A 21014-nucleotide genomic window follows, 5' to 3' on the forward strand; every position below is an offset into this window, starting at 1 on the left:
TGACGCTTGGAGCTATCCGTTTTAGCACAGCAACTGTGTTACTCATGCGCAACAGTTAGCGAAGTGGATGTGCGGCAGCAACACGGATTGCTCAGGGGTATCGTCCTACGTGCGTCGGGACCGGAAGCGAGATTCTCATTTTACTTACCGTCGTTTATGGGACGCAACCGCACTAACACCTTCAATGATCTTCAGCTTGGGAGTGGCCCAGGTCAACAGTCCAGCATGCATGGTCGCAACGCCAGCGTTCGCGTGGAATGACGGCTGCAGACCGGGGCCAACGTTTGTCGAATGCTTCGCGAATGGCGGGCTTGTCCCAGAACCGGTAGTAATTTGAATGACCGCTTCCAAGCACGGCAAAATCTCGGTCGGACGGCTTGGATGGGCGCTATGCAGACGGGCGGATTTGCAGCCCGGCGCGATGTTCAATGCCGGGACCGCGCCGTCCAGAGCGCCGCTGCGGCTCTATTATGTTCGCTAGGCAGAATCTGCGTCAACTTGGCTGGGCATCAAGGCCGCCCTGTGCAGCGTCCGTGTTGCTGGGCCCAATAAGTTTCCATCACTCGCCCCGCGTGCTGAAAGCGATACTGGTGCCGATACATCCCCTGATCAGGCTCGTGTCGGAAGCGTCGTGGCAAGTGCCATGAGGATCAGCGGGTAGCTCACAATAGAGTAGGCGAGGCAGAGGCGTGCTGTCGGCGCTTCGCCCACGGTTCTTTCGTAGTGTCCATCGTCAATTCGCCGTCCCACGCCCGGCACAGTGAGAATGCATCTTCAGGCGTGCCGAGCAGCCAAGTGTTCCAGTCTTTCTGCCGAAGGATAGCCGGCATCCGGTCGTGGACCTCGGCCATGAATTCGCAGCTGTAGACCATTACCATCGAATAGGCGTTGCCCCATTCGCTCGTGGGTCGCCAGATGCCAGCCACCGCAAAGGGTTCATCGCCGGGCACCGCGTACCAGGTTCGCGTCATGCGGCCCTTTTCGCCTTGCGCCTCCGCCCAGGCGCTGACCGGGATCAGGCACCGCCGGTGTATGAAACTGTCGCGCCAGAACGGCGTGGCCAGGTTGTCCTCGCGGGCATTGTTGACGGTTTGCGGTTTAATCGGAAGACCGGTGCGCGCGCTTTTCTGGGCTAGAGGAAAACCCCAGGCCATCGCCTGAACCTGTCCGGCCGCGACGACGAGGCCGGGGTAGCCAGGGTAAATCTCATCGGAGAGGTTCGGGGCTGGTCCGACCTGCGCACTGAACATTCCGGCGATGGCACTCGTCGGTGTGGTCAGGCGATACAGGTTGCAGATGGGATGAATCCTCTCACAATGGAGAATAGCCGTCGATCGTCTCGTTGCAACTGCCAGCCTTCAGGTAGGTGGCAAGGGCAGATGCCAGCCCGCGAGGGCGTTACGCAAGCCGGCCTTACTCGGACTGCAGGCCAGCTTGCGGCAGGCGGGTTAATCATCATGGCGTGCTCGCGAACCGGCGCCGTCCTTGGGGATTCATAATGCCATGAAGACAGTTTCACTTGCTGACGGAACAAGGGTCCCTGTCCTTGGCCAGGGTACGTGGATGATGGGCGAACAAGCAGGTCAGCGGCAGCAGGAGATCGCTGCTTTGCAAGCGGGCCTCGATCTTGGCCTGAGGCTGATCGACACGGCCGAGATGTATGCGGATGGTGAAGCCGAACGTCTGGTCGGCGAAGCCATCGCGGGTCGCCGGGACGAAGTGTTCCTGGTGAGCAAGGCCTATCCGCAGAATGCATCGCGGGCACGCCTGCGGCATGCCTGTGAAGCGAGCTGCCAACGGTTGCGTACGGACCATCTGGACCTTTACCTGCTTCATTGGCGTGGGAGCGTGCCGTTGGCGGAGACGGTCGAGGCCATGGAAGCACTTGTCGCGTCGGGACTGATTGCGCGCTGGGGCGTGAGCAACCTCGACACCGACGACATGGTCGAACTGGAGCAGGTCGGAGGCCCTGCCTGCATGACCGACCAGATTCTCTATAATCTTGCCCGGCGTGGACCGGAGTTCGATTTGATCCCGTGGCTTGGCCGGCGTTCAATCCCGGTCATGGCTTACAGCCCGGTCGAGCAGGGGCGTCTGCTGGGACACAAGGTGCTGGGGCGGATCGCGTCGGAGCACGGCGTTTCCGCGGCACAGGTTGCGCTGGCATGGTTGCTGCGCCGTCCCGGAGTCCTCGCGATACCCAAGGCAGCGTCGCTCGCGCATGTGCGCGACAACCGCGCCGCCATGGACCTAGAACTCACCGAAGACGCGATTGCCGTACTCGAGCGCCACTTCCCGGCGCCAATCAGGCGCCAGCCTCTCGAGATGATCTGATCGGCCGGGCAGCCAGTAGTCTCAACGCTTGGCAGCACTCGTCGCAGGCTGTGCCGCCTCGAACACCCAGTTCAGGTAAGCCGCTATACGCACGCCGCCGCGCTTGAGGCGTTCATCGACCTCAGCCTGGTGCTGGTACGCATAGTCCCAGGACAATGCCGGGTCGGTCGGATAGATCGTCTTGCGCAGGGCGATGCTCTCACGGATCCATACGGCGGGATCGCGCTCGTTCCAGGCAATCACGTCCTCGGGCTTGATCGAGCGCGACAGCCAGGCCGTGTATTCGGAGTAGGAAAGCGAGCGCTGCTCGATCAATCCGGAATCCCAGACCGAGTGCAGGTTGGTCGGCTTGCCGAACCAGGTGACCGAAACCGCATTGCCGCCGCGATCATTGCCGGCTCCATCGTGAAGCGGCTGGTGCAGATCGCCGATGATGTGGACAATGAAGCGCAGCGCAAGGCGCTTGTCTTCAAGCGGTGCCCTCGGATCTCGCAGCGTGGCGGTGAAGCGTGCAAGCGCCGTCATCGCGTCGCCTTCTGCCGGGGCATCGGATGCCCTGTATTCGTCACCCTTCACGGTGACGTAGTGCCAGGGGCTGGCCTGCTTCTGCCAGAAGGTGTCGGGATTGGATTTCATGTCGTCAGGCCAGGTCGCTGCCTCGGCAAGGTCTTCGGTGCCGAGCAGCAGCCGGACATTCGCGCGGGCGAGGCCGCTCAGGTTCTCGTCGGCGATGGCACCTGTGATGCGGTGCCCGATCGGCCCCCAGGCATGGGCAGGCGTGGCGAGGGCGAGCGAAAGGGTGAGCAGGATCAGTTTGCGCATGAGCGTTTCATAGAGCAGTAGGCGAGTCATGAAACCCCATTCGCCAATGGTTCGGTCACGCTGCCCTTATCGATATCGTTCGCAAGCAGATTGGGGATGGAATGCCGGCTCGCCGTGACCGGTATAGATGTCCGCCAGTAGCCACGATCGCTCGGCGTCCATGTCTTCCTCGGGAATGGTCTTCCACCAGAAGCGCATCGCCGGGTCCCAGCGATAGCCGCGTGCCTTGAGGGCGTCCTTGCCCTCGAATGGAGCATCCACTGCGTTCACGCGAAAGCTCGGCCGCTGCGACTGGGCCAGAAGCTTGGCCATGATGGTTTCACCATCAGGCGCGGTGTGGCCAAGGAGGTAGATCAGCGCGAGGACGTCGTTCTCGGCGCGGTGCCCCTCGAAGAACCATCCGCACTGCGAAACCAGGTATCCCAGGGCCTTCCCGTCGAAGCCAAGTTCCAGCCAGTCGATCTCCGCCATCGAACAGGCCCAGGGGCGCCCCGCGATTGTCGGAAGCCGCCGATCGACGAAAGGCCGGTCGAAGGCGGCGTTGTGTGCGACGATGAGGTCGGCAGATGCCAGAATGTCGGTAGCTTCCGCCTCGTCGATCGCCTGACCCGCGAGGGCCTCGTCGGACAGGCCGGTGAGACGGGTGATCCTGGGGTCAAGTGGCTGCTGCGGATCCTCGCGCCAGAGCCGGGGTGTGCCGACCTGCACAATCCGGCCGAGCTCATCGAAGCGAAAGCGCTGGACGGCAAGTTCGATGATCGTGTCGGTTTCCCGGTCGAGACCTGTCGTTTCGACGTCGAGGGCGAGACCAATGCGTGTCTTCCCGTGCGCCGGTCCTGCATATAGCCGGTTCACTGGAAGCAGGCGCCGAAGCACCCGAAAGTCCGGATGGGCTTCGAGAGCGCGGGCAGCTTCGGACAAGGCGTTGGAAGCGAAAAACGTCATCGCCCGACTGATAGTCGCGGGGCGCTGCCGGGGAAAGCGTGCGCAGGGCAGGGCCGAGAAAATGACGCGCCGGATCTGCCCGGGCGAAACGCGAAAGGTCGATCAGTGAAAATCGTGACTGCGGATCGGCACGAGATCATCCGGATTCTTGCCCGGCCCGTAGCCTGGCGAGCCCAGCGTCCTGCCGCGAGGCCAGGACGGATCGCGTGGATCGGGACCGCCGCCGTTACTGGCGCCGTCACCGCGTCCTGGCGTCACGGAGAAGTCGCTGTGGGCAATCGAGCGGAGCATGTCGTCGTGGTTGATGATGCGGTCGCAAATCACGTGGATGATCTCGCCCTCCTTTTGCAGGCGGCCGCGCATTGCGATCATCGAGGCGGACATGATCTGCCGGCGGTAGATCTCGAACTTGTTCGGCCACAGGATGCCGTTGGCGATGCCGGTCTCGTCCTCGATCGTCACGAACAGCACGCCCTTGGCCGATCCGGGCCGCTGGCGCACGAGGATTACCCCGGCAACCTCGACGTTGCGACCATCGCGGATCGCGCCGAGATCGGCGCAGCGCACGATGCGCATGGCATCGAGCTGCGAGCGCAGGAACTGGAGCGGGTGGCCGCGAAGCGACATCTGGAGCGAGCGATAATCCTCCACTACTTCGCGGCCCTCGCTCATCATCCGCAATGTCACGTCCTGCTCCGCGCTCTCCGGCCTGAAACGCGCTTCGCGCTCGTCGGCCGCCGCAAAGAGTGGGAGCGGCGCGTCTACTAGACCTTTCACCTTCCAAAGGCCCTGCCGGCGATCTTGCGCGATGCTGGAAAAGGCATCGGCCTCGGCAAGCCGCTCGATCGCCACGCGCGGGACCCCGGCGCGGCGCCATACCTCCTCGATGGTTCCGAACGGGGCAGGGCCGCGTGCGGCGACGATCGCGGCGCCATGGACGTTGGCGAGGCCGCGCACTTGGCGAAAACCCAGTCGGACTGCGAGGTACTTGCCGCGGCCGGGTTCGAGCGAACAGTCCCAGTGACTGTGGTTGATCGAAACAGGGCGTACCTCGACGCCGTGCGCCCTCGCATCGCGCACGATCTGCGCGGGCGCATAGAAGCCCATCGGCTGGGCGTTGAGCAGGGCGGCACAGAACACGTCGGGATGATGATGCTTCATCCAGCAGCTGGCATAGGCGATCTTGGCGAAAGAGGCCGCATGGCTTTCTGGAAAACCGTAGGATCCGAAGCCCTCGATCTGCTTGAAGGTACGCTCGGCAAAGTCCTTGGGGTAGCCGCGCGCGACCATGCCGCCCACCAGCTTGTCGTAGAAGTGGCTGACCCCGCCGGTCAGCTTGAAGGTCGCCATCGCGCGGCGCAGCTGGTCGGCTTCGACCGGCGTAAAGCCGGCGCCGACGATCGCGACCTTCATTGCCTGCTCCTGGAACAGCGGCACGCCGAGTGTCTTTTCCAGCACCGCGCGCAGTTCGGCCTTCGGATACTCGGGGGTCTCCTTGCCTTCCCGGCGACGCAGGTAGGGATGGACCATGTCGCCCTGGATCGGACCGGGCCGCACGATCGCGACTTCGATGACGAGGTCGTAGAACTTGTCGGGCTTGATGCGCGGCAACATCGACATCTGCGCGCGGCTCTCGATCTGGAACACGCCCAGCGTGTCGGCTTTCTGGATCATTGCGTAGACGTCCGGGTCGTCATCCTGCAGGTCTGCCATTCCTACCCGGATGCCCTTGTGGGTCTCGAGCAAATGGAAGGCGCGGTTCATGCAGCCGAGCATTCCGAGGCCCAGCACATCGACTTTCATGAATTTCAGCGCATCGATGTCGTCCTTGTCCCACTCGATGATCTGGCGATCCTCCATGCGCGCCGGCTCGATCGGAACGAGGTCGTCGAGCCGTTCCTGCGTCAGCACGAAGCCGCCGGGGTGCTGCGAAAGATGCCGAGGTGTCCCGATCAGCTGGCGCGACAATTCCAGGGTCAGGCGCAGGCGATGGTCGTCGGCGTTGAGATTGAGACTTTCGATCTGTTCGTTGCTGATCCCGTCTATCGACCAGCCCCATACAAGACCCGTGAGCATCTTGGTGAGATCGCGCGGTAGCCCCAGCGCCTTGCCCACTTCGGCGACCGCGCCTCGCGTGCGGTAGCGGGTGACGACGGCGGTCAGCGCCGAGCGATGGCGACCGTAGGTTTCATAGATCCACTGAATGATCTCCTCGCGCCGCTCGTGCTCGAAATCGACGTCGATGTCGGGCGGCTCCTTGCGCTCGCCCGAGACGAAACGCTCGAACAGGAGTTCGTGTTTGATCGGATCGATCGAGGTGATGCCCAGCACGAAGCACACGCAGCTGTTGGCGGCCGAGCCGCGACCCTGGCACAGGATGCTGCGCCGCCGGCTTTCGGCGACAATCGCGTGAACAGTGAGAAAATACGGCGCATAGCCGAGCCGTTCGATCAGCTGCAGTTCGTGGTCGATCTGCTTGCGGTAGGCTTTGCCCAGTCCTTGCGGAAACATGCGCGCCGCCGCTTCCTCGGTCAGGGCGGCAAGTGCCTGCTGCGCGGTGCGGCCGGCCATCACCTCCTCGTAGGGATACTGGTACTGGATTTCGCTCAGGTCGAAACGGCACTGCGCGGCGATGTCGGCGCTGGCCTGGATGGCATCGGGGAAGGCGGCGAAGCGGCGCTCTATTTCCTGCGGCGACTTGAGGTTGCGGTCCATGAACCTCTCGCGCCTGAAGCCCAAGGCATCGATCGTCGTCTTCTCGCGGATGGCGGTCATTACGTCCTGCAGCGGGCGCAGTTCGGGTTGATGGTAAAGGACGTCGCCAGTCGCGACGCAGCGGATGCCGACCTTGCGGGCGAGGGCATCGAGACTGTGAAGCCGGCCCTGGTCGCCCGGCCGGCGGCGCAGCGATAGTGCGCAGTACCCGCGATCGCCGAAGGCGCCGCGCAGGTCCTGGAGGTGGGCAGCGGTCCGTGCGTCCGGCATGTCCGGAAGCAGGATAGCGACCAGCCCTTCGCAACTCTCGGCTATGTCATTCCATGTAAGGATGCACTTGCCCTTGCCGCCGCGGCCCTTGCCCAGCGAAAGCAGGCGCGTAAGGCGTGACCAGGCGGGACGATCGGTGGGGTAGAGCAGCATCGCGCGACCATCGGCCAGATCGATGCGCGAGCCCGCGATCATGCGTACGCCCGTCTCCTTCTGCCCGGCCCATCCGCGTACGATCCCGGCCACCGTGTTATGATCGGCAAGGCCAAGCGCGGTGTGGCCAAGCGTGGCGGCTGCTGTGAACAGTTCCTCGGGCGCCGAAGCACCGCGCAGGAACGAGAAGTGGCTGATGACCTGCAGTTCGACATAGGTCGCCATCAACCGAACACACCATGGAGATACCAGGTGAGATCGCCGGTCGGTGCATCGACGCCGTCTCCGCGCCGGAACAGCCAGAAGCGCTCTGCGCCTCCAGTCTCGACCATGAAATAGTCGCGCACAGCCCACATTTCGCGGGAGCAGCGCCACCATTCGCCATGGATGCGCTCAGGTCCTTCGCCAGCCGACACCCGGTATGGCGTGCCGCGCCACGAGAAGCGACGCGGAGGATGATCGGGTAGCAGGGCGACCACGTTGGTGAGCAGTTCAGGCCGATGCAGCAGGCGAACCGGCCTGCGCCAGGCAGGCCAGCCGGCTGTCGTCGCAAGCGGCGGCGTGCGGCGAACCGCGCGCTCAGGCACGTCGCTCTCGATCGCGCTGACCCGGAACAGCGCCTCTTCGCCAGCCCGGCCCGCCAGTTGGTCGACGAGCGGCGCGACATCAGGCGTGTGCTGCGTGTCCAGGAGGCCACTCCCGAGCGCGACCGGCTGCAGGTCCTCGACGCGCGGCGCGGCAAGCTTCATCACCTCGATGCCAAGCCCGGGGTCGATCCGATCGACGCGCATGGCGAACATGCGTGCGAGATGCTTGGCATCTCGGGTGGTGCGCGCGGTACCCACGGCGACGCGCTGGTCGATCCCGTCCACCCGTTGGCAAGTCAGCACTGCGGTGCGCAAGCCCAGCCGGCGGCCTTGCAGTTCGTGCACGAGGTCGGTGAGAAGATCGCCGATTACATGGTTGATGGCCTCGGCGGTGACGATTGGCTCGAGCAGCCGGCGCTCGGCGCGAGGCTCCTCGAACGCAGCCACCGGAACGATCGGCTCGGCAACAAGGCCTCGCGCCTGGTCGAGCCGCTCGACGGCCTTCAGCCCAAGCCTCTTGGCGAGGGGGCCACGCGGCATCGCATAGAGGTCGCCGATGCGTTCCAGGCCGAAACGGCCTGCCGTTGCCAGAGTGTCGGCGGCCAGGCGCAGGGCGGCCAGCGGCAGGTCGGCGATCGCCTGCGCCTCGCTGCGTGGAGGCAGGATAATCACGGTGTGGCCTCCGAAACGGGCAAGCGCATGCGCGGCGCCCGGCGTTGCGGCGATGGCGATGCGCGCGGTAAAGCCCAGGCGATCCAAAAAACGCAGAACCCGGCGGCAGAAGCGATCCTCGCCGCCGAACAGATGCGTGGTCCCGGTGAGATTGAGCCAGAGGCCATCGGCATCGCAGGCACTTGCGGTCGGTGTCCAGTGCCGGACGGCATGAAGCGCCAGCCGGTCGAGCCAGGCCGCGTCTGCAGCTTGGTCGGAGCCGCGCACGTCGAGCTCGCTTACGAGTGCGCGTGCGTGGGCGGCGGCCATGCCGGGACGCAGGCCGAGGTCGAGCGCGACCGGGCAAGCGGCGGTCACGATGTCGCGTTGCCCACTGCGCGCGATGAGGACCAGGGGCCTGGCCCAGAGATGGGACTGGCGATGCGCCGCGTGCACCGGCCACGGCCTGCCGGCCGCTGCGCCGTCGTCACAAGCCATGGCCCTGAAGGGATGATCGGCGGTTTCGCTGCGTCGCCCCATCTCGCGCATCGTCGGTCGCTGATGGGCCGGCAGTGCGTCGATATCGGCCTGCGCCGAGGCGGGGCCAAGCGCACCTTGCGCCCAGCGCGCGCCGGGTCGCCATCCGCCGCCCCGCGGCACCGAGCAGGCACCGGGGTCGTCGTCAATGGCTTGCGAAAAGCGCGGGACCAGCGCGGCCGCGTCAAGCGGCGCGGATGGACGCTCCAACCGGCGCAGTCGCTCGATCGGCAACTGCGGCAGGTAGAGCGAGGCAACCCTGGTCATCGCAGGCCTCGACAAGAAGGGAAAAGGGATTGCCGCCGCGCTGGCGGACAAGTTCGATCGTCCATTGCCCCCGGCCGATGCCGGCATGGGGTAGCGTGGTGGAAGGCGCCGCTGCGATGCTCCAGCGCGTCATTGCAGCGGAGGGCTGAGCCAGCGGGCTGCGCTCGCGCGAACGATGCCGCCGGTAGAGAAGCATCGGGGTTTGCCCGTCGGACGCAGCCAGCTGCAGGCGCCGGGTAGCGGTCTGGTCGGCGGCTTTGACCTCGGCGATGACGCAGGCCAGCGATCCGTCGCGCAAAGCATCTTCGGCCAGTGCAAGGACTTCGGAGTCCTTCCTGCCCTGGGCATAGAGCACTTTGCCGGGGCCGAGCCCGACCTGTTCGAGGCCTGGAGCATACAGGTCGAAGCGGCTAAGCGCCCACAGCACGGTCATGCCCTGGGCGGCAGCAAAGCGCGCGGCGAGCCCCGCGGCAAACAGGGTGGCGGCAGCATCGTCGCTCCAGCTGGCGCTAGCGCCGGCGATCTCGTGAAGCGCAGCGCCATCGAGGCCGCCGCTGGCGAGGCGCGTGTCGATTTGCAGCAGGCCGAACGGCAGCACCGGCCCGCGCGCTGCCTGCACCTGCGCGATCTGGGCGCGTAGTGCGGCAAGGTGCTCGGCAGGCAGCCGGGAGGGAAGGGCGGTGTGCAGGATCATTGGTCAACAGCGACTCATGTGTTCGCTATATGTTCTATTCTGACTGCCGCTTCGTCAAGGTGCCGGCCTATCCGAACAAGGCGAGTTGATCGCTAAGCAACGGACTGAAAAAGATAAAGAATTTTCCGGAAGACCGTTGTGCTCATTAGTGCCCTCAAGAAAGGGAAGGCGCTCGGGGGCTGTTTACGGGCGCGTTCGCTCGCGGTTCCCACTGGTTCGTGAGACGCGGAGATGTTCGGCAGAGCGTGCTCACTGGCTAAGCGCCGGGCCCCGTGCCCGGCACTCACAAGCTGCTCAGCCACAACCACGTGGACCAGAGCGCGGTCGATCCTGACGTCCCGCGCCTTAGCCTGCCCGTAACACGCTCGCAGCGGGCGGATGCGGCTGCAGGATAGGATCAGGCCTGTGTCCGTGTGGGCTCTGCAAATCCGCTGGGGCGTGCGACCTTCTGCTGTTCTGCCGTCCGCCGATCAGTGTAGCGCTTGTAAGCGTACCCGCCTGCGACTGCGGTGATGAGGCCAAGGGGGCCGAGGCGGCGTATCACCATCGGCGCTGCAAAGCCGAGCAAAGTTCCTCCAGTGCCGCTCACCCCCTGGACGTGCTTTGCGGCCCTGTTTCCTGCGATTGCGCCGATGACCTTGCCAAACAGGGGAATTCTCCTTGTGTGTGTTATGCAAGGGACCGGGCCGAGAATGGTTCCGGGCGCGATGTTATCCGGGTAATTCGGGCACCGGATGCGTTTCACATATCCACAGGCTGTGGACAAAGCGGCCTCAAGGCGCGTTCAGCGTGAGTATGCGACTTTGACCGCGGTTTCGGCTGTTCCATGGTGGAAGGCCGCGAAGCTCGAAAGCAACGTAGCTTTGCGAACCATAGACATCGACAGGACGAACTTCTCATGAACAACAGCGATCTCGCCGACGCCATCGCCAACGATCACGGCATTACCAAAACCGACGCCCGCAAGATTGTCGACGCCGTCTTTGAGGCCATCGGCAGCGCGGCGGCCAAGGGTGAGGAAGTCTCGCTCAATGGCTTTGGCAAGTTCAAGGTGAAGCACAGCCCCGAACGTGAAGGCCGCAACCCCGCTACCGGTGAGGCAATGACCATCAAGGCTTCGAAGAAGCTGACCTTCACGGTCGCCAAGGCGGTCAAGGACAAGCTCAACGGCTGATGCAATACGGTGGCGGCATCGCGCCTATTGCCGGCGCCGCCACCATGCATAATTTCCCCGACCAGTTCCCGAGGCCGAGCGGCATGATCGTACGGATAACAGTGGGCAGCAACGCTGATCTTCTTGAATGGTCGGCTCTGCGCACGTCGCTCTGGCCAGATGGCTCGGAAGCGGAGCACCAGGAAGACGTGGTTCAACTGATGGCGGAGCCACAGCCTTTCATTGGCTTTCTGGCGCGCGATCAGCGCGGCGCGCTTGTCGGATTTGCGGAAGCCGCGCTGCGCGTCGATTACGTCAACGGCTGCGAAACTTCACCGGTCGCTTTCCTTGAAGGGCTATACGTCGTGGAAGAATGCCGGCGACAAGGCATTGGACGCGGCTTGGTGGACGCCGTGGAAGCATGGGCTCGCAGCATGGGCTGCGCTGAACTCGCTTCGGATGCCATGTTGGACAACACCGTGTCGCATGCGATGCACGCAGCGCTGAAATTCGAGGAAACCGAGCGGGTCGTGTATTTTCGCAAGCTCCTGACGCCGATGCCGCTGTTAAGCTGAACTGCTCCAGGCGCCGCTTCGGACGTTGATTGACACCTTTTCCGCAGCTTGTTCACCGTGTTATCAACAGGCCAAACATCTATGGGGCATGCCGGGCATTGATGCTGATCGGCCGCCGTCTCGTCCGAGCAGACTTGAAAGCAAGCGAGCCGGCCGCCGCCAATCCGACGAGAGGAGTATCTGCTGGCCAATCGCTTCATAGGACCGTGTGCCGTTGACGCATTGTTGTAGTCGTGCATGCCCCAGATCGAGGTGTTCGCTCCTTTTATCCTTGAAAAGCCCAGCAATCACGTCGATCCATGACAAATTGCCATGAAGGCAATAGCTCAACGTCGTCGTTATAAATCCGAGAGGGGCAAATCGATGCCTGACACCGAACCGACTTCCGATATTGCGGCACTCACCGTTCAACTTCTGAGCGCGTATCTCGCCAACAATACGGTCAGTGCCGATGATCTTGCCGGCCTTATTCGCTCGACACGGGCCGCTCTCGTCGAAGATAGCGCCCCAGCACAAGCAGAGCCCGAAGCACCGACCTTCACGCCCGCAGTTTCAGTGCGCAAGAGCCTGGCGTCGGCAGATCACATTCTCAGCCTCATCGACGGCAAGCCTTACAAGACGCTCAAGCGTCACCTGGCGAGCAACGGCCTCACCCCGGAACAATATCGCGAACGCTACAATCTGTCTGCGACCTACCCGATGGTCGCGCCGTCTTTCGCGGCGCGGCGCCGCGAGATCGCCGAAAAAATCGGATTGGGGAAACGCGAGGCGGCTGTCGGCAGTTCGGCTATGCCAAGTCCAACTTCCGCCGACGTAAGCTCAGAACTGAGCCCATCAAGTGAACCCGCATCCGCACCGGTAAAGCCCAAGCCTGCTGCAAAGACAAAGTCTGCGGGAACGCCGAAGCCAAAACAGCGCAAAGCTGATACGCACCATGCACCCGCTTCTTCGGTCGCCGCCCCTTCTGCCAAGCCCGTGAAGGAGGCAGCGAAGGCTGCGGCGGGGCCTGCTCCGGTAATGCCAAAGCGGCGTAAGCTAAAAACGGCTGGCAAAGCGCTCGCGGATTCCCCGTCTTCTGGGGCTGAAACGGGAGCCGTCCCAGCGGTCGAGATACCTTCGAACGCTGCTGAGCCGGAGACCGCCGCGCCAAAGGTCGAAACCGCTGCTGTTGCCTCTGCCGAAACGAGGAAGCCAGAAACGGCCGCGACCGGCCCCAGGACGCGAAGGAAGCAGCCGGTAAAGCGTATGGCACGGGCACCTGAGCCGGAGAGAGAGTCTGCTGCCTCAATTCCAGTGGTGGAAGAAACTGCCGAAGTGGTCGAAAAGCCGAAGCGCCGGCGCAAGCTCGGCCTATTCGGAAATGAGGCCGCTGAGGCAACCACCGCGGTTGAAACGACGGTACCCGCTGCCGCGGAGGCTAAACCGCGTCGTAAGCGTCAGGCCACTAAGGCCAAGTAAAGCTGTCGGACCCGCCACTCTGCCGCGTCAGGCGGCAGAGTGGGATGGACAGGTTGGCGTTGCCTACCAGACATCTTCACACTGCCGACGATCCAATGGTATTTCCTGGTCGCCAACCGATAACGCCGAACCGAAGCCGTCATCCATTCTCGCCACTACGTGCTTCGTTAGATCTGACGGAGCGGCGCGCCGTGCAGGGCCATGGTCCGCCACACAACACCGTAACCTCGTCATGTGCCGAGAACGTTCCTATCTGTCTGGGGCATGTGAAGCTGATCGAAGGAACGCCCGAGAATGCCCCAGCAGTTGAAGATCGATTTCGTGTCCGATGTGGCCTGTCCCTGGTGCGTCATCGGACTGAAGGGCCTGGAAGCTGCCCTTGAGCGGCTCGAGGGAGAAGTCACTGCCCAGATCCATTTCCAGCCGTTCGAACTGAATCCGAACATGGGGAGTGAAGGGCAAGACCTGCGCGAGCACATTGCCCAGAAGTACGGCACCACGCCGGAGCAGTCGGCCGCGAGCAGAACGGTGCTTCAGGAGCGCGCCGCAAGTGTCGGCTTCACGATTGCGATGAACGACGAGAGCCGCATCTACAATACGTTCGACGCGCATAGGCTGCTGCATTGGGCGGGAGAACAGGGCCGCCAATCCGAACTCAAGCACGCGCTGTTCGAGGCGTACTTCACTCAGGGAGCCAATGTCTCGCGCCATGAAGTGCTGCTGGACGTGGTGGCGCGCGCAGGCCTCGATACCTCACGCGCGGCGGAAATCCTCGCCGGAGATGAGTTCGCTGCGGCAGTCCGTGATGACGAAGAACTCTGGCGCTCGCGAGGGATTTCGAGCGTCCCGGCCATCATCATCGACGAGAAGTACCTTGTGTCGGGCGGCCAGCCTGTCGAGGTGTTCGAGGATGTGCTCAAAAAGATCGCCGCCGAACGGGCAGCAGTTGCTCAATAGCCCGGACGGCACCTTGCTGTAGGCCGATGTCGTTACCTCTGCAGCTTTGGCATGGCTGGCTCCGTCCGGGTGAAGTCGATGAATGCCCTGAGAGGAGGGGGAACCTGGCGGCGGCCGGAATAATACAGCATCGGCCCCGAGAACGGCTCATCCCACTCGTCGAGAATCCTTTCCAGGGCCCCTGACTGCATGGCTGGAGCAAGCCAGTCCTCGAAGAGCCGTACGACTCCGAGGCCCGCGATCGCCGTCTCGACCAGCAGGTCACAGGCCGATCCGGGCTGGATCAGCACAGGGCCAGGCGGGTCGAGGCGGATCACTTCGTCGCCGCGCTCGAACTCCCAGGTGGCCCGTGCGCCACTGGAGAAGCGCAGGCGCAGGCAGGCGTGGTCGAGGAGTTCACGGGGATGGGCGGGGCGGCCATGGGCATCCAGATAGGCGGGAGCCGCCGCCGTGATTATCCGCTGCGACCGTGGCCCGATCGGTACGGCGATCATGTCCTGCTCCAGCCGTTCCTCGTAGCGGATGCCGGCGTCGGCACCGGAGGCGAGGATATCGACGAAGCTGTCTTCCACGGTCACCTCCACCCGGATCTGGGGATGCGCTTTCAGGAATGGTGGCAGGATGCCGGGAAGGACGGTCCTGGCGACGTTCGCCGGGACGTTGAGCCGCAGGGTGCCGGCCGGCTGGTCGGTCTCGGCATGGACGGCGTCGAGTGCGGCATCGATCTCGGTGAGGGCAGGCGAGAGGCGCTCGAACAGCCGGGTGCCCGCTTCGGTGACCGAGATGCTGCGCGTCGTGCGGTGCAGCAGGCGGACGCCCAACCGCGCCTCCAGCCGCCGAAGCGCTTCGCTGAGACCGGACGCGGAAACGCCCGATACCCGCGCCGCTTCGCGAAAACCACCCGCGCGGGCGACGGCTACGAAAGCCGATAGATCGTCGAGTTCAGTCGCCATTGTGCATATTCTCGTACAGCCTGTACCGAACTGCACGGCTTATCGATCGATGGCAACAAGTCCATATGCCTGATCACACCTTCACAGGAGACTTGCGCATGACCGATCTTGCACCCGCGAAGACCTTTCAACTCGGCGATCGTACCGTCAACCGGATGGGCTACGGCGCCATGCAGCTTGCAGGACCCGGCGTGTTCGGCCCGCCGCGCGATCGCGCTGCCGCCATTGCGGTCCTGCGCGCTGCAGTCGAGGCCGGGGTCAACCATATTGACACGAGCGACTTCTACGGACCGCATGTCACCAACCAGATCATCCGCGAGGCTCTGCATCCCTATACCGATGATCTGGTTATCGTGACCAAGGTGGGCGCGGTTCGCGGCGACGATGCCTCGTGGCTCCCGGCGCAGAGCCCCGCCGAATTGACGCAGGCGGTGCATGACAACTTGCGCAATCTGGGGTTGGAGCAGCTCGATGTCGTCAACCTGAGGCTGATGGGCGATGTCCACGCGCCGAGCGAAGGATCGCTCGAAGCACAGTTCTCCACGCTTGCGCAATTGCGCGAGCAGGGACTGATCCGGCATCTTGGCCTCAGCAACGTCACCCCTGCGCAAGTAGCCGAGGCGCAGACGATCGCGCCGGTGGTCTGCGTCCAGAACCACTACAATCTCGTTCACCGTGCCGATGACGCCCTGGTGGAAGACTTGGCCATCCAAGGGATCGCTTACGTCCCGTTCTTCCCGCTGGGCGGGTTCAGCCCGATCCAGTCGGATGCGCTGTCCCGGATCGCGGCGCGGCTTGAAGCCAGCCCGTTGCAGGTTGCGCTGGCGTGGTTGCTGGCACGTTCGCCCAACCTGCTCCTGATCCCGGGCACCTCGAGCGTCGCGCATCTGACGGAAAACCTGGCGGCCGAAAGGCTGCGCCTGTCGCAGGATGTTCTCGCTGAGATGGATGTCATAGCGGGCACATGAAATCTGCCGCCGTTCGAGGGCAGAGGGGCGCTGTGAGGTCGGATTGCGCGGTCTAGCCGATGACCGTCCGGGCGAATGCCGCCGCTGCCTCGAGGCCATCCTGCCCGACGCTGTGGCCCAGCCCCGGCGAGACGTGCATCTCCACACCCACGCCGGCTGCCGTGAGTGCAGCGTTGGCAAGATCCATCGAACGGAACGGCACCACCTCGTCTTCGGTGCCGTGGATCAGCAGGACTGGCGGGCGGCTACGGATATCTGCCTGCAGATGATCCGGCGCGACCAGCATGCCCGAGATGCCGACGATTCCGGCGACAGTTTCGGTTCGGCGCAATCCCACGTGGAGCGCCATCATGGTGCCCTGGCTGAACCCGACAAGCAGCAGGCGGTTGCTGGGCAGCCCGGCAGCTTCCAGCTCCGCAGTGAGGAAGGCATCGAGCATCGGCGCCGCAGCGGCCGCACCGGCGGCACGTTCTGCCATCGAGAAGGTCTCGATCGGCCACCACTGGTAAGCGGCCGCCATGTGGGGGATTTGCGAGGGTGCATTCGGCGCCACGAAGGCGGCATTCGGCAAGGCGGGCTGGATCATGCGCGCAAGCGAAATGAGGTCCTCGCCGTTGGAGCCATAGCCATGGAGGAGGACTACCAGAGCATCGGGGACAGTGCCGGAGAACGGGGCGAGGCGGGGGGCGTCGAGCATCAGGACGTTCCTTCTGGATTGTGTGGGGCGCGTGGTCGTGCGCCCACAGGCTTGGGTTGCAATGCAGCGCGTGGCGTCCCCGTTCTGGCGGCCGCAAACAGGCGTGCGAGATCGATGAATGCCTTGAACGCGGCAGAAGGCGCCCTGTAGCTGGGATAGCAGGGGCACATCGGCGCGAACGGCAGGGGCAGTCCTCCAGCCTTCTCACAAGCCGACCGTATGTGCGCTCGTCCCGGATATGCCTCCGTGAAGCAGCTGATATCCAAGGCTTCATGTCTAAGCTGATAGAGCGGAGTGTCGCAAGCGAGAAGGGCGGCGGGTACCAGGGGCAAGGGGCAAGTTTCAGCCTCGCGAAACGAAGACAGGTTGGCGCTTCTCGAAGAACGCAGCGAAGGCTTCCTGGGCCTCGGGCGATTGCATCGCACTGCGGAAAAGACCTGCTTCCTCCTCGATGCGTGCAGCTACAGCGGCCTGATCGCCTTTCATAAGACGCCGCGTTGCAAGAAGGGCCTCCGGCGGCCTGGTGGTCAAAAGCCGAGCCTTGCTCCTCGCATGGTCGAGAAGCTCATCGCCCGGAACGATACCGGTGATCAAGCCCGCCATGTCCGCGCCTTGCGCATCCATCGGCTCACCCAGCAGCAGCATCGATGCCGCCTTGGCATACCCAAGCGTAGCGGGCGCCAGCAGGCTTGATCCCGCTTCCGGGACGATCCCGAGGTTGACGAACGGCATGACGAACCGGGCGTCCGGGGCTGCGTAAACGAGATCGCAATGGAACAGCAGGGTCGTTCCGACGCCCACGGCAAGGCCCTGGACCGCAGCGACGATCGGCTTCTGGAACATGGCTATCGCCCGGATGAAATCGAAGGCGGCGGCGGCGCCTTCCGGGCCGGATACGAAATCGGCCAGGTCGTTCCCGGCACAGAAGGCGCCGCCCGTACCATGGATGAGCACCGCGCGAACATCGCTTCGGTGAGAGGCGTCGGCGAGGGCGCTCGTCATGATCCGGTACATGGCGCCGGTCAGCGCGTTCTTCTTCCCGGGGCGGTCGATCTCGATTTCCAGAACGTGGCGGTCGTTGGTCACTTTGACGAAGTCCGTCATGTGCCCTTCCTTCCCATGATTTGAGTGAAATTATGAACCAGCCAGGTCGATATTCAGGCCTGGTCGAGTGCCTGAGACAGATCCGCGACGATATCGCTTTCGTTCTCGATTCCGATGGACAGGCGGACCGTGGACTGCAGGACGCCGATCCGGTCCCGGATTTCCACGGGTACGCCGGAATGGGTGGTTGTGGCCGGGTGGCTCGCCAGCGATTCCGTGCCTCCCAGGCTGACCGCGAGCTTGAAGATCTGCAGGGCGTTGAGGAACCGGAAGGCTGCCGGCTGCCCTCCCGCGATGTCGAAGGCGAAAGTCGATCCCGCTCCTTCGCACTGCGCCGCAAAGACGTTCGCCTGCGGTGAGCCCTCGGCATGAAACGGGGGATAGGCCACGGCGTCGACCTTGGGGTGGTCGCGCAGAAAAGCGGCGGCCACGGCAGCATTCGCGTTCGCCCGTTCCATGCGCAGCCCGAGCGTTTCGAGCGAACGACTGAGCATCCAGCTGCTGTGCGGATCCAGCTGCGTGCCAATTGCGCTGCGTAGTAGCCGGACTTCCCGCATGAGGGCCGCCGATCCCAGCGCGGCTCCTGCGACCAGATCCGAATGGCCGCCGACATATTTGGTAAGCGAATAGAGCGAAATATCGGCGCCGTGCCGCAGAGGCCGCTGGAAGATCGGGCCAAGCAGGGTGTTGTCGCACATGAGAAGCGGGCGATGCCCCTGCTCCAGTGCGATGAGATCGCGGACCCGTGCGAGAAGGGCGATATCGACAAGGCTGTTCGTGGGATTGGCAGGTGTTTCGATGAGTATTACCGACAAGCGCCCCAAGGAGGCGGCGCTACGGGCCGCGCTGACGATTTCGCCTTCATCGAGGCCATCGGCAAACCCGATTGCGCGGATGTCCAGATTGGCGAAGGTCCGAGCCAGAAGAGTCTCGGTCCCGCCATAGAGAGGCTGGGAATGCAGTATGACGTCGCCCGGTCTGGCGAACGCCAGAATGCTGGTGGTGATCGCACCCATTCCCGATGAGAAGACCACGCCCGCTTCGGCGCCTTCATAGACCGCCAGGCGATCCTCGACGATCTCGCTGTTGGGGTGGTTGAAGCGCGAGTAGACCAGTCCGCGGCCTTCGCCCGGCGGCGGCTCCTTGCGGCCGGCGACATAGTCGAAGAAGTCCCGGCCTTCCTCAGCGGTCGGGAAGACGAAAGTGGACGTCAGGAATACCGGTGGCTTGACCGCACCTTCAGACAATGACGGATCGTAGCCGTAGTTCAGCATCAGGGTGTCGGGATGAAGCTGGTGATCCCCGATGGCGGTCTTGCTCTCACGTGGTGCGGTCATTTGTGCTATCCTCGGCTCGCCGCTTATTTGCCACCCGGTTGCTGAAGTGCAGCATTATTCCCAAGGCTGCAATATGCCCTCGCACCCCCACCGCCGCCCACCCGGGCCATTTGCGGTTGATCCGGGGCGGGGCTGAATAGTAGTTCGAGCACCTTCGTCGGCTCATTCACGAAGGGCCGGACCTGGTCGCAGCTGGCGGGTATCAGGGTAACGGAGACTAATAGCGTCTCATCTCAGTCGAAACCTGCTTATGTCGACCCAAATCAGACGTCCAACGGCCAATATCAGTTCTCCAATTACAGACAGTCAGCTTGTAATCCCGCCTGCCTTAGGGTGCAGCAAGCTCGAGGACCTTGCTGCACTCATGCTGGAACACCGACGGGCTACCTCAATGCCCGATGAACGCAACATCTCCTGTACGGCTTCCTACGGGAAAGCCGTACGCACGTGCTGACCATGCCAGCATGAATCCAACCAATATTAACGCAAACATGGCCCAGGGAAATACTGTTGCCCCCCATGTCTCAAGCATGAAGCCGCCAGCTGCGAGCGCACCATTCCAGGCAACAACATTCATCGCAAGAGCTGTGTCTGCACTGGCGCCGGCGGCATCTGCGAGGGCGGTCTGGAGCAAAGTCGCCGCTCCGCCAAAGGTCAGCCCCCAGACCGCGGTGCCGGCGTAGATTACGATGGCGGATTGCGCATCCAACGCAAATATCAGCGTGATCAGGCCGAACAACGCAAGGCTCGCAAGCACGGTCAACCGCAAGAAATGGTCGACCAGTTTCCCGGTCACCCATATGCCGGCCAGAGCGGCAAGGCCAAATATGAGCAGTACAAGATCCACCCTGTCCGCCAAGAAATATTGATAAATAAGGGAAAATCTGGCGATTATGCGCCTGTTCCCGTAATAGCTCCCCGATAGCTCAACTGCTACCTCTGCTTGCAGCCGATTCTCGTCGGCTGTGGAGCGGTCGTTCTTCCCATTGATCCAAGGCATTCATGCAACCAATCGCACTGCCACCGAAGGAAGCCTTCGCCATGCTCAGCATCGGCCGTACAAAGGGGTATGAGCTGATTGCGGCTCGCGAACTTGAAGTGTTCAAGATCGGCCGTTCGACCCGGATCACGGTTGCCAGCATTCTGGCCTTTATGGAGAGGCAGATAGCCAGTCGCGACGTCTGATGCAGACCGTGTCGCGCCCGTAAAACGGTGGGTTGTTGCACAGGCCAGGCAATGCCAGCCCCGTATTATTTACAAGGATGTCTGGAAGAGGTTGGCCCAACCGGCAATCGATGGTGGAAGCGCGGCCGGGCCCAGGATCGCATGCTTTTATATTTTGCCGAAGGAACTGGGGAATGGTCGAACAAGTTCCGAGAATCCTTGGCGGCGAGTAGTTAGCCTACGATGGCCGCAGTCACCCGGTGGCGAAAAGGCTGGTGCGGGGTTCCGGATCTGCGAAGGTCACGGAAGGCGCCGCCAGCCAGATCAGGCAGGATTGCCTCTACCGTGGCAGCTTCTTCGAGGGATCGAACATCCACGAACAGGTTGAAGTGCCCATCAAAGCAGACGCTGACCACAGCTGATGGCGGGCAAGCCGCATGCACCAAGGAATGGAGAGCTTCAATCTCCGCACAGAGCGAGCGGCTATACCCAGCAGTGTCCGGAAAGGCATGGATGTTGCTGAATGCGTTCATGGTTACCTCGATAGGTTTCACATGAGAAACGCATCATCCCCATTTTCGATCCATCGCTAGAAAAAAACGGTTCATCGTAAATCGGTGCGGATTCCGGGATTATCGCGCGCACCATTCCGAATTGATGGCGCGCAGGATTC

The 21014-nt window shown here is 63.2% G+C and carries 19 protein-coding genes; 7 read left to right on the top strand and 12 right to left on the bottom strand.

The features are described from left to right. Nucleotides 1–662 precede the first annotated feature (662 nt). Nucleotides 663–1355, bottom strand: coding sequence for an SOS response-associated peptidase (locus QRN25_RS08865; protein WP_502910443.1), 693 nt, complete (start codon nucleotides 1353–1355; stop codon nucleotides 663–665). Between the two features lie 148 nt (nucleotides 1356–1503). Here QRN25_RS08865 and QRN25_RS08870 point away from each other — a divergent pair, with 148 nt between their 5' ends. Further along, a complete protein-coding gene (locus QRN25_RS08870) occupies nucleotides 1504–2334 on the top strand; it encodes an aldo/keto reductase (protein WP_285018841.1) in 831 nt (276 codons plus the stop codon). Nucleotides 2335–2355: 21 nt separating this feature from the next. Here QRN25_RS08870 and QRN25_RS08875 read toward each other — a convergent pair whose 3' ends face one another. The 5 genes from QRN25_RS08875 to QRN25_RS08895 form a co-directional block, all read right to left on the bottom strand. Continuing rightward, nucleotides 2356–3156 (bottom strand): S1/P1 nuclease, encoded by an 801-nt coding sequence (locus QRN25_RS08875; RefSeq protein WP_285018843.1) that lies wholly within the window; start codon nucleotides 3154–3156, stop codon nucleotides 2356–2358. A gap of 66 nt (nucleotides 3157–3222) precedes the next feature. Then, the gene (locus QRN25_RS08880; RefSeq protein ID WP_285018844.1) at nucleotides 3223–4101 is read right to left on the bottom strand and encodes a 3'-5' exonuclease; all 879 of its coding nucleotides are present in this window, start codon (nucleotides 4099–4101) and stop codon (nucleotides 3223–3225) included. 102 nt (nucleotides 4102–4203) lie between these two features. Further along, entirely contained in the window at nucleotides 4204–7464 is a 3261-nt protein-coding gene (locus QRN25_RS08885; protein ID WP_285018846.1) for an error-prone DNA polymerase, read from the bottom strand. Further along, a complete protein-coding gene (locus tag QRN25_RS08890) occupies nucleotides 7464–9281 on the bottom strand; it encodes a Y-family DNA polymerase (RefSeq protein ID WP_350224244.1) in 1818 nt (605 codons plus the stop codon). Before QRN25_RS08890 ends, QRN25_RS08885 begins: the two co-directional genes overlap by 1 nt. Next, nucleotides 9199–9975, bottom strand: a complete 777-nt coding sequence (locus tag QRN25_RS08895) for an ImuA family protein (protein WP_285018847.1) — start codon at nucleotides 9973–9975, stop codon at nucleotides 9199–9201. Before QRN25_RS08895 ends, QRN25_RS08890 begins: the two co-directional genes overlap by 83 nt. Nucleotides 9976–10873: 898 nt before the next feature. Here QRN25_RS08895 and QRN25_RS08900 point away from each other — a divergent pair. From QRN25_RS08900 to QRN25_RS08915, 4 genes are all read left to right on the top strand, one after another. Beyond that, entirely contained in the window at nucleotides 10874–11149 is a 276-nt protein-coding gene (locus tag QRN25_RS08900; protein ID WP_285018848.1) for an HU family DNA-binding protein, read from the top strand. Between the two features lie 83 nt (nucleotides 11150–11232). Then, nucleotides 11233–11703, top strand: a complete 471-nt coding sequence (gene aac(6'), locus QRN25_RS08905) for an aminoglycoside 6'-N-acetyltransferase (protein WP_502910444.1) — start codon at nucleotides 11233–11235, stop codon at nucleotides 11701–11703. Between the two features lie 312 nt (nucleotides 11704–12015). After that, entirely contained in the window at nucleotides 12016–13161 is a 1146-nt protein-coding gene (locus QRN25_RS08910; RefSeq protein WP_285018851.1) for a MucR family transcriptional regulator, read from the top strand. A 294-nt stretch (nucleotides 13162–13455) separates the two neighbouring features. Continuing rightward, complete coding sequence (locus QRN25_RS08915) at nucleotides 13456–14118, top strand: DsbA family oxidoreductase (RefSeq protein WP_285018852.1); 663 nt, start codon at nucleotides 13456–13458, stop codon at nucleotides 14116–14118. Nucleotides 14119–14150: 32 nt separating this feature from the next. On the opposite strand, the gene QRN25_RS08920 is transcribed toward QRN25_RS08915, so the two are convergent. Continuing rightward, a complete protein-coding gene (locus tag QRN25_RS08920) occupies nucleotides 14151–15071 on the bottom strand; it encodes a LysR substrate-binding domain-containing protein (protein ID WP_285018854.1) in 921 nt (306 codons plus the stop codon). Between the two features lie 98 nt (nucleotides 15072–15169). On the opposite strand from QRN25_RS08920, the gene QRN25_RS08925 reads away from it, so the two are divergent. Further along, nucleotides 15170–16039 carry an aldo/keto reductase family oxidoreductase gene (locus QRN25_RS08925; RefSeq protein ID WP_285018856.1) on the top strand — a complete coding sequence of 290 codons (870 nt, stop codon included), beginning with the start codon at nucleotides 15170–15172 and terminating at the stop codon, nucleotides 16037–16039. 52 nt (nucleotides 16040–16091) lie between these two features. Here the strand turns inward: QRN25_RS08925 and QRN25_RS08930 are convergent, their stop codons facing one another. The 4 genes from QRN25_RS08930 to QRN25_RS08945 all read right to left on the bottom strand — a co-directional run bounded on the left by QRN25_RS08930 (nucleotide 16092) and on the right by QRN25_RS08945 (nucleotide 20177). Beyond that, a complete protein-coding gene (locus QRN25_RS08930; protein ID WP_285018859.1) occupies nucleotides 16092–16736 on the bottom strand; it encodes an alpha/beta hydrolase in 645 nt (214 codons plus the stop codon). A gap of 342 nt (nucleotides 16737–17078) precedes the next feature. Next, a complete protein-coding gene (locus QRN25_RS08935) occupies nucleotides 17079–17840 on the bottom strand; it encodes an enoyl-CoA hydratase (RefSeq protein WP_285018861.1) in 762 nt (253 codons plus the stop codon). A 53-nt stretch (nucleotides 17841–17893) separates the two neighbouring features. Then, nucleotides 17894–19177 carry a cystathionine gamma-synthase family protein gene (locus QRN25_RS08940; protein ID WP_285018863.1) on the bottom strand — a complete coding sequence of 428 codons (1284 nt, stop codon included), beginning with the start codon at nucleotides 19175–19177 and terminating at the stop codon, nucleotides 17894–17896. Nucleotides 19178–19565: 388 nt separating this feature from the next. Then, complete coding sequence (locus tag QRN25_RS08945; protein ID WP_285018866.1) at nucleotides 19566–20177, bottom strand: MFS transporter; 612 nt, start codon at nucleotides 20175–20177, stop codon at nucleotides 19566–19568. A gap of 2 nt (nucleotides 20178–20179) precedes the next feature. Here QRN25_RS08945 and QRN25_RS08950 point away from each other — a divergent pair, with 2 nt between their 5' ends. Beyond that, the gene (locus QRN25_RS08950) at nucleotides 20180–20362 is read left to right on the top strand and encodes a helix-turn-helix domain-containing protein (RefSeq protein WP_036530551.1); all 183 of its coding nucleotides are present in this window, start codon (nucleotides 20180–20182) and stop codon (nucleotides 20360–20362) included. A 212-nt stretch (nucleotides 20363–20574) separates the two neighbouring features. Here QRN25_RS08950 and QRN25_RS08955 read toward each other — a convergent pair whose 3' ends face one another. Continuing rightward, nucleotides 20575–20874: a hypothetical protein gene (locus QRN25_RS08955; RefSeq protein WP_285018870.1), complete on the bottom strand. Its 300-nt coding sequence runs from the start codon at nucleotides 20872–20874 to the stop codon at nucleotides 20575–20577. Nucleotides 20875–21014: the final 140 nt, after the last annotated feature.

It is taken from the genome of Novosphingobium sp. fls2-241-R2A-195, assembly GCF_030209485.1.
Classification (GTDB): Bacteria; Pseudomonadota; Alphaproteobacteria; order Sphingomonadales; family Sphingomonadaceae; genus Novosphingobium; species Novosphingobium resinovorum.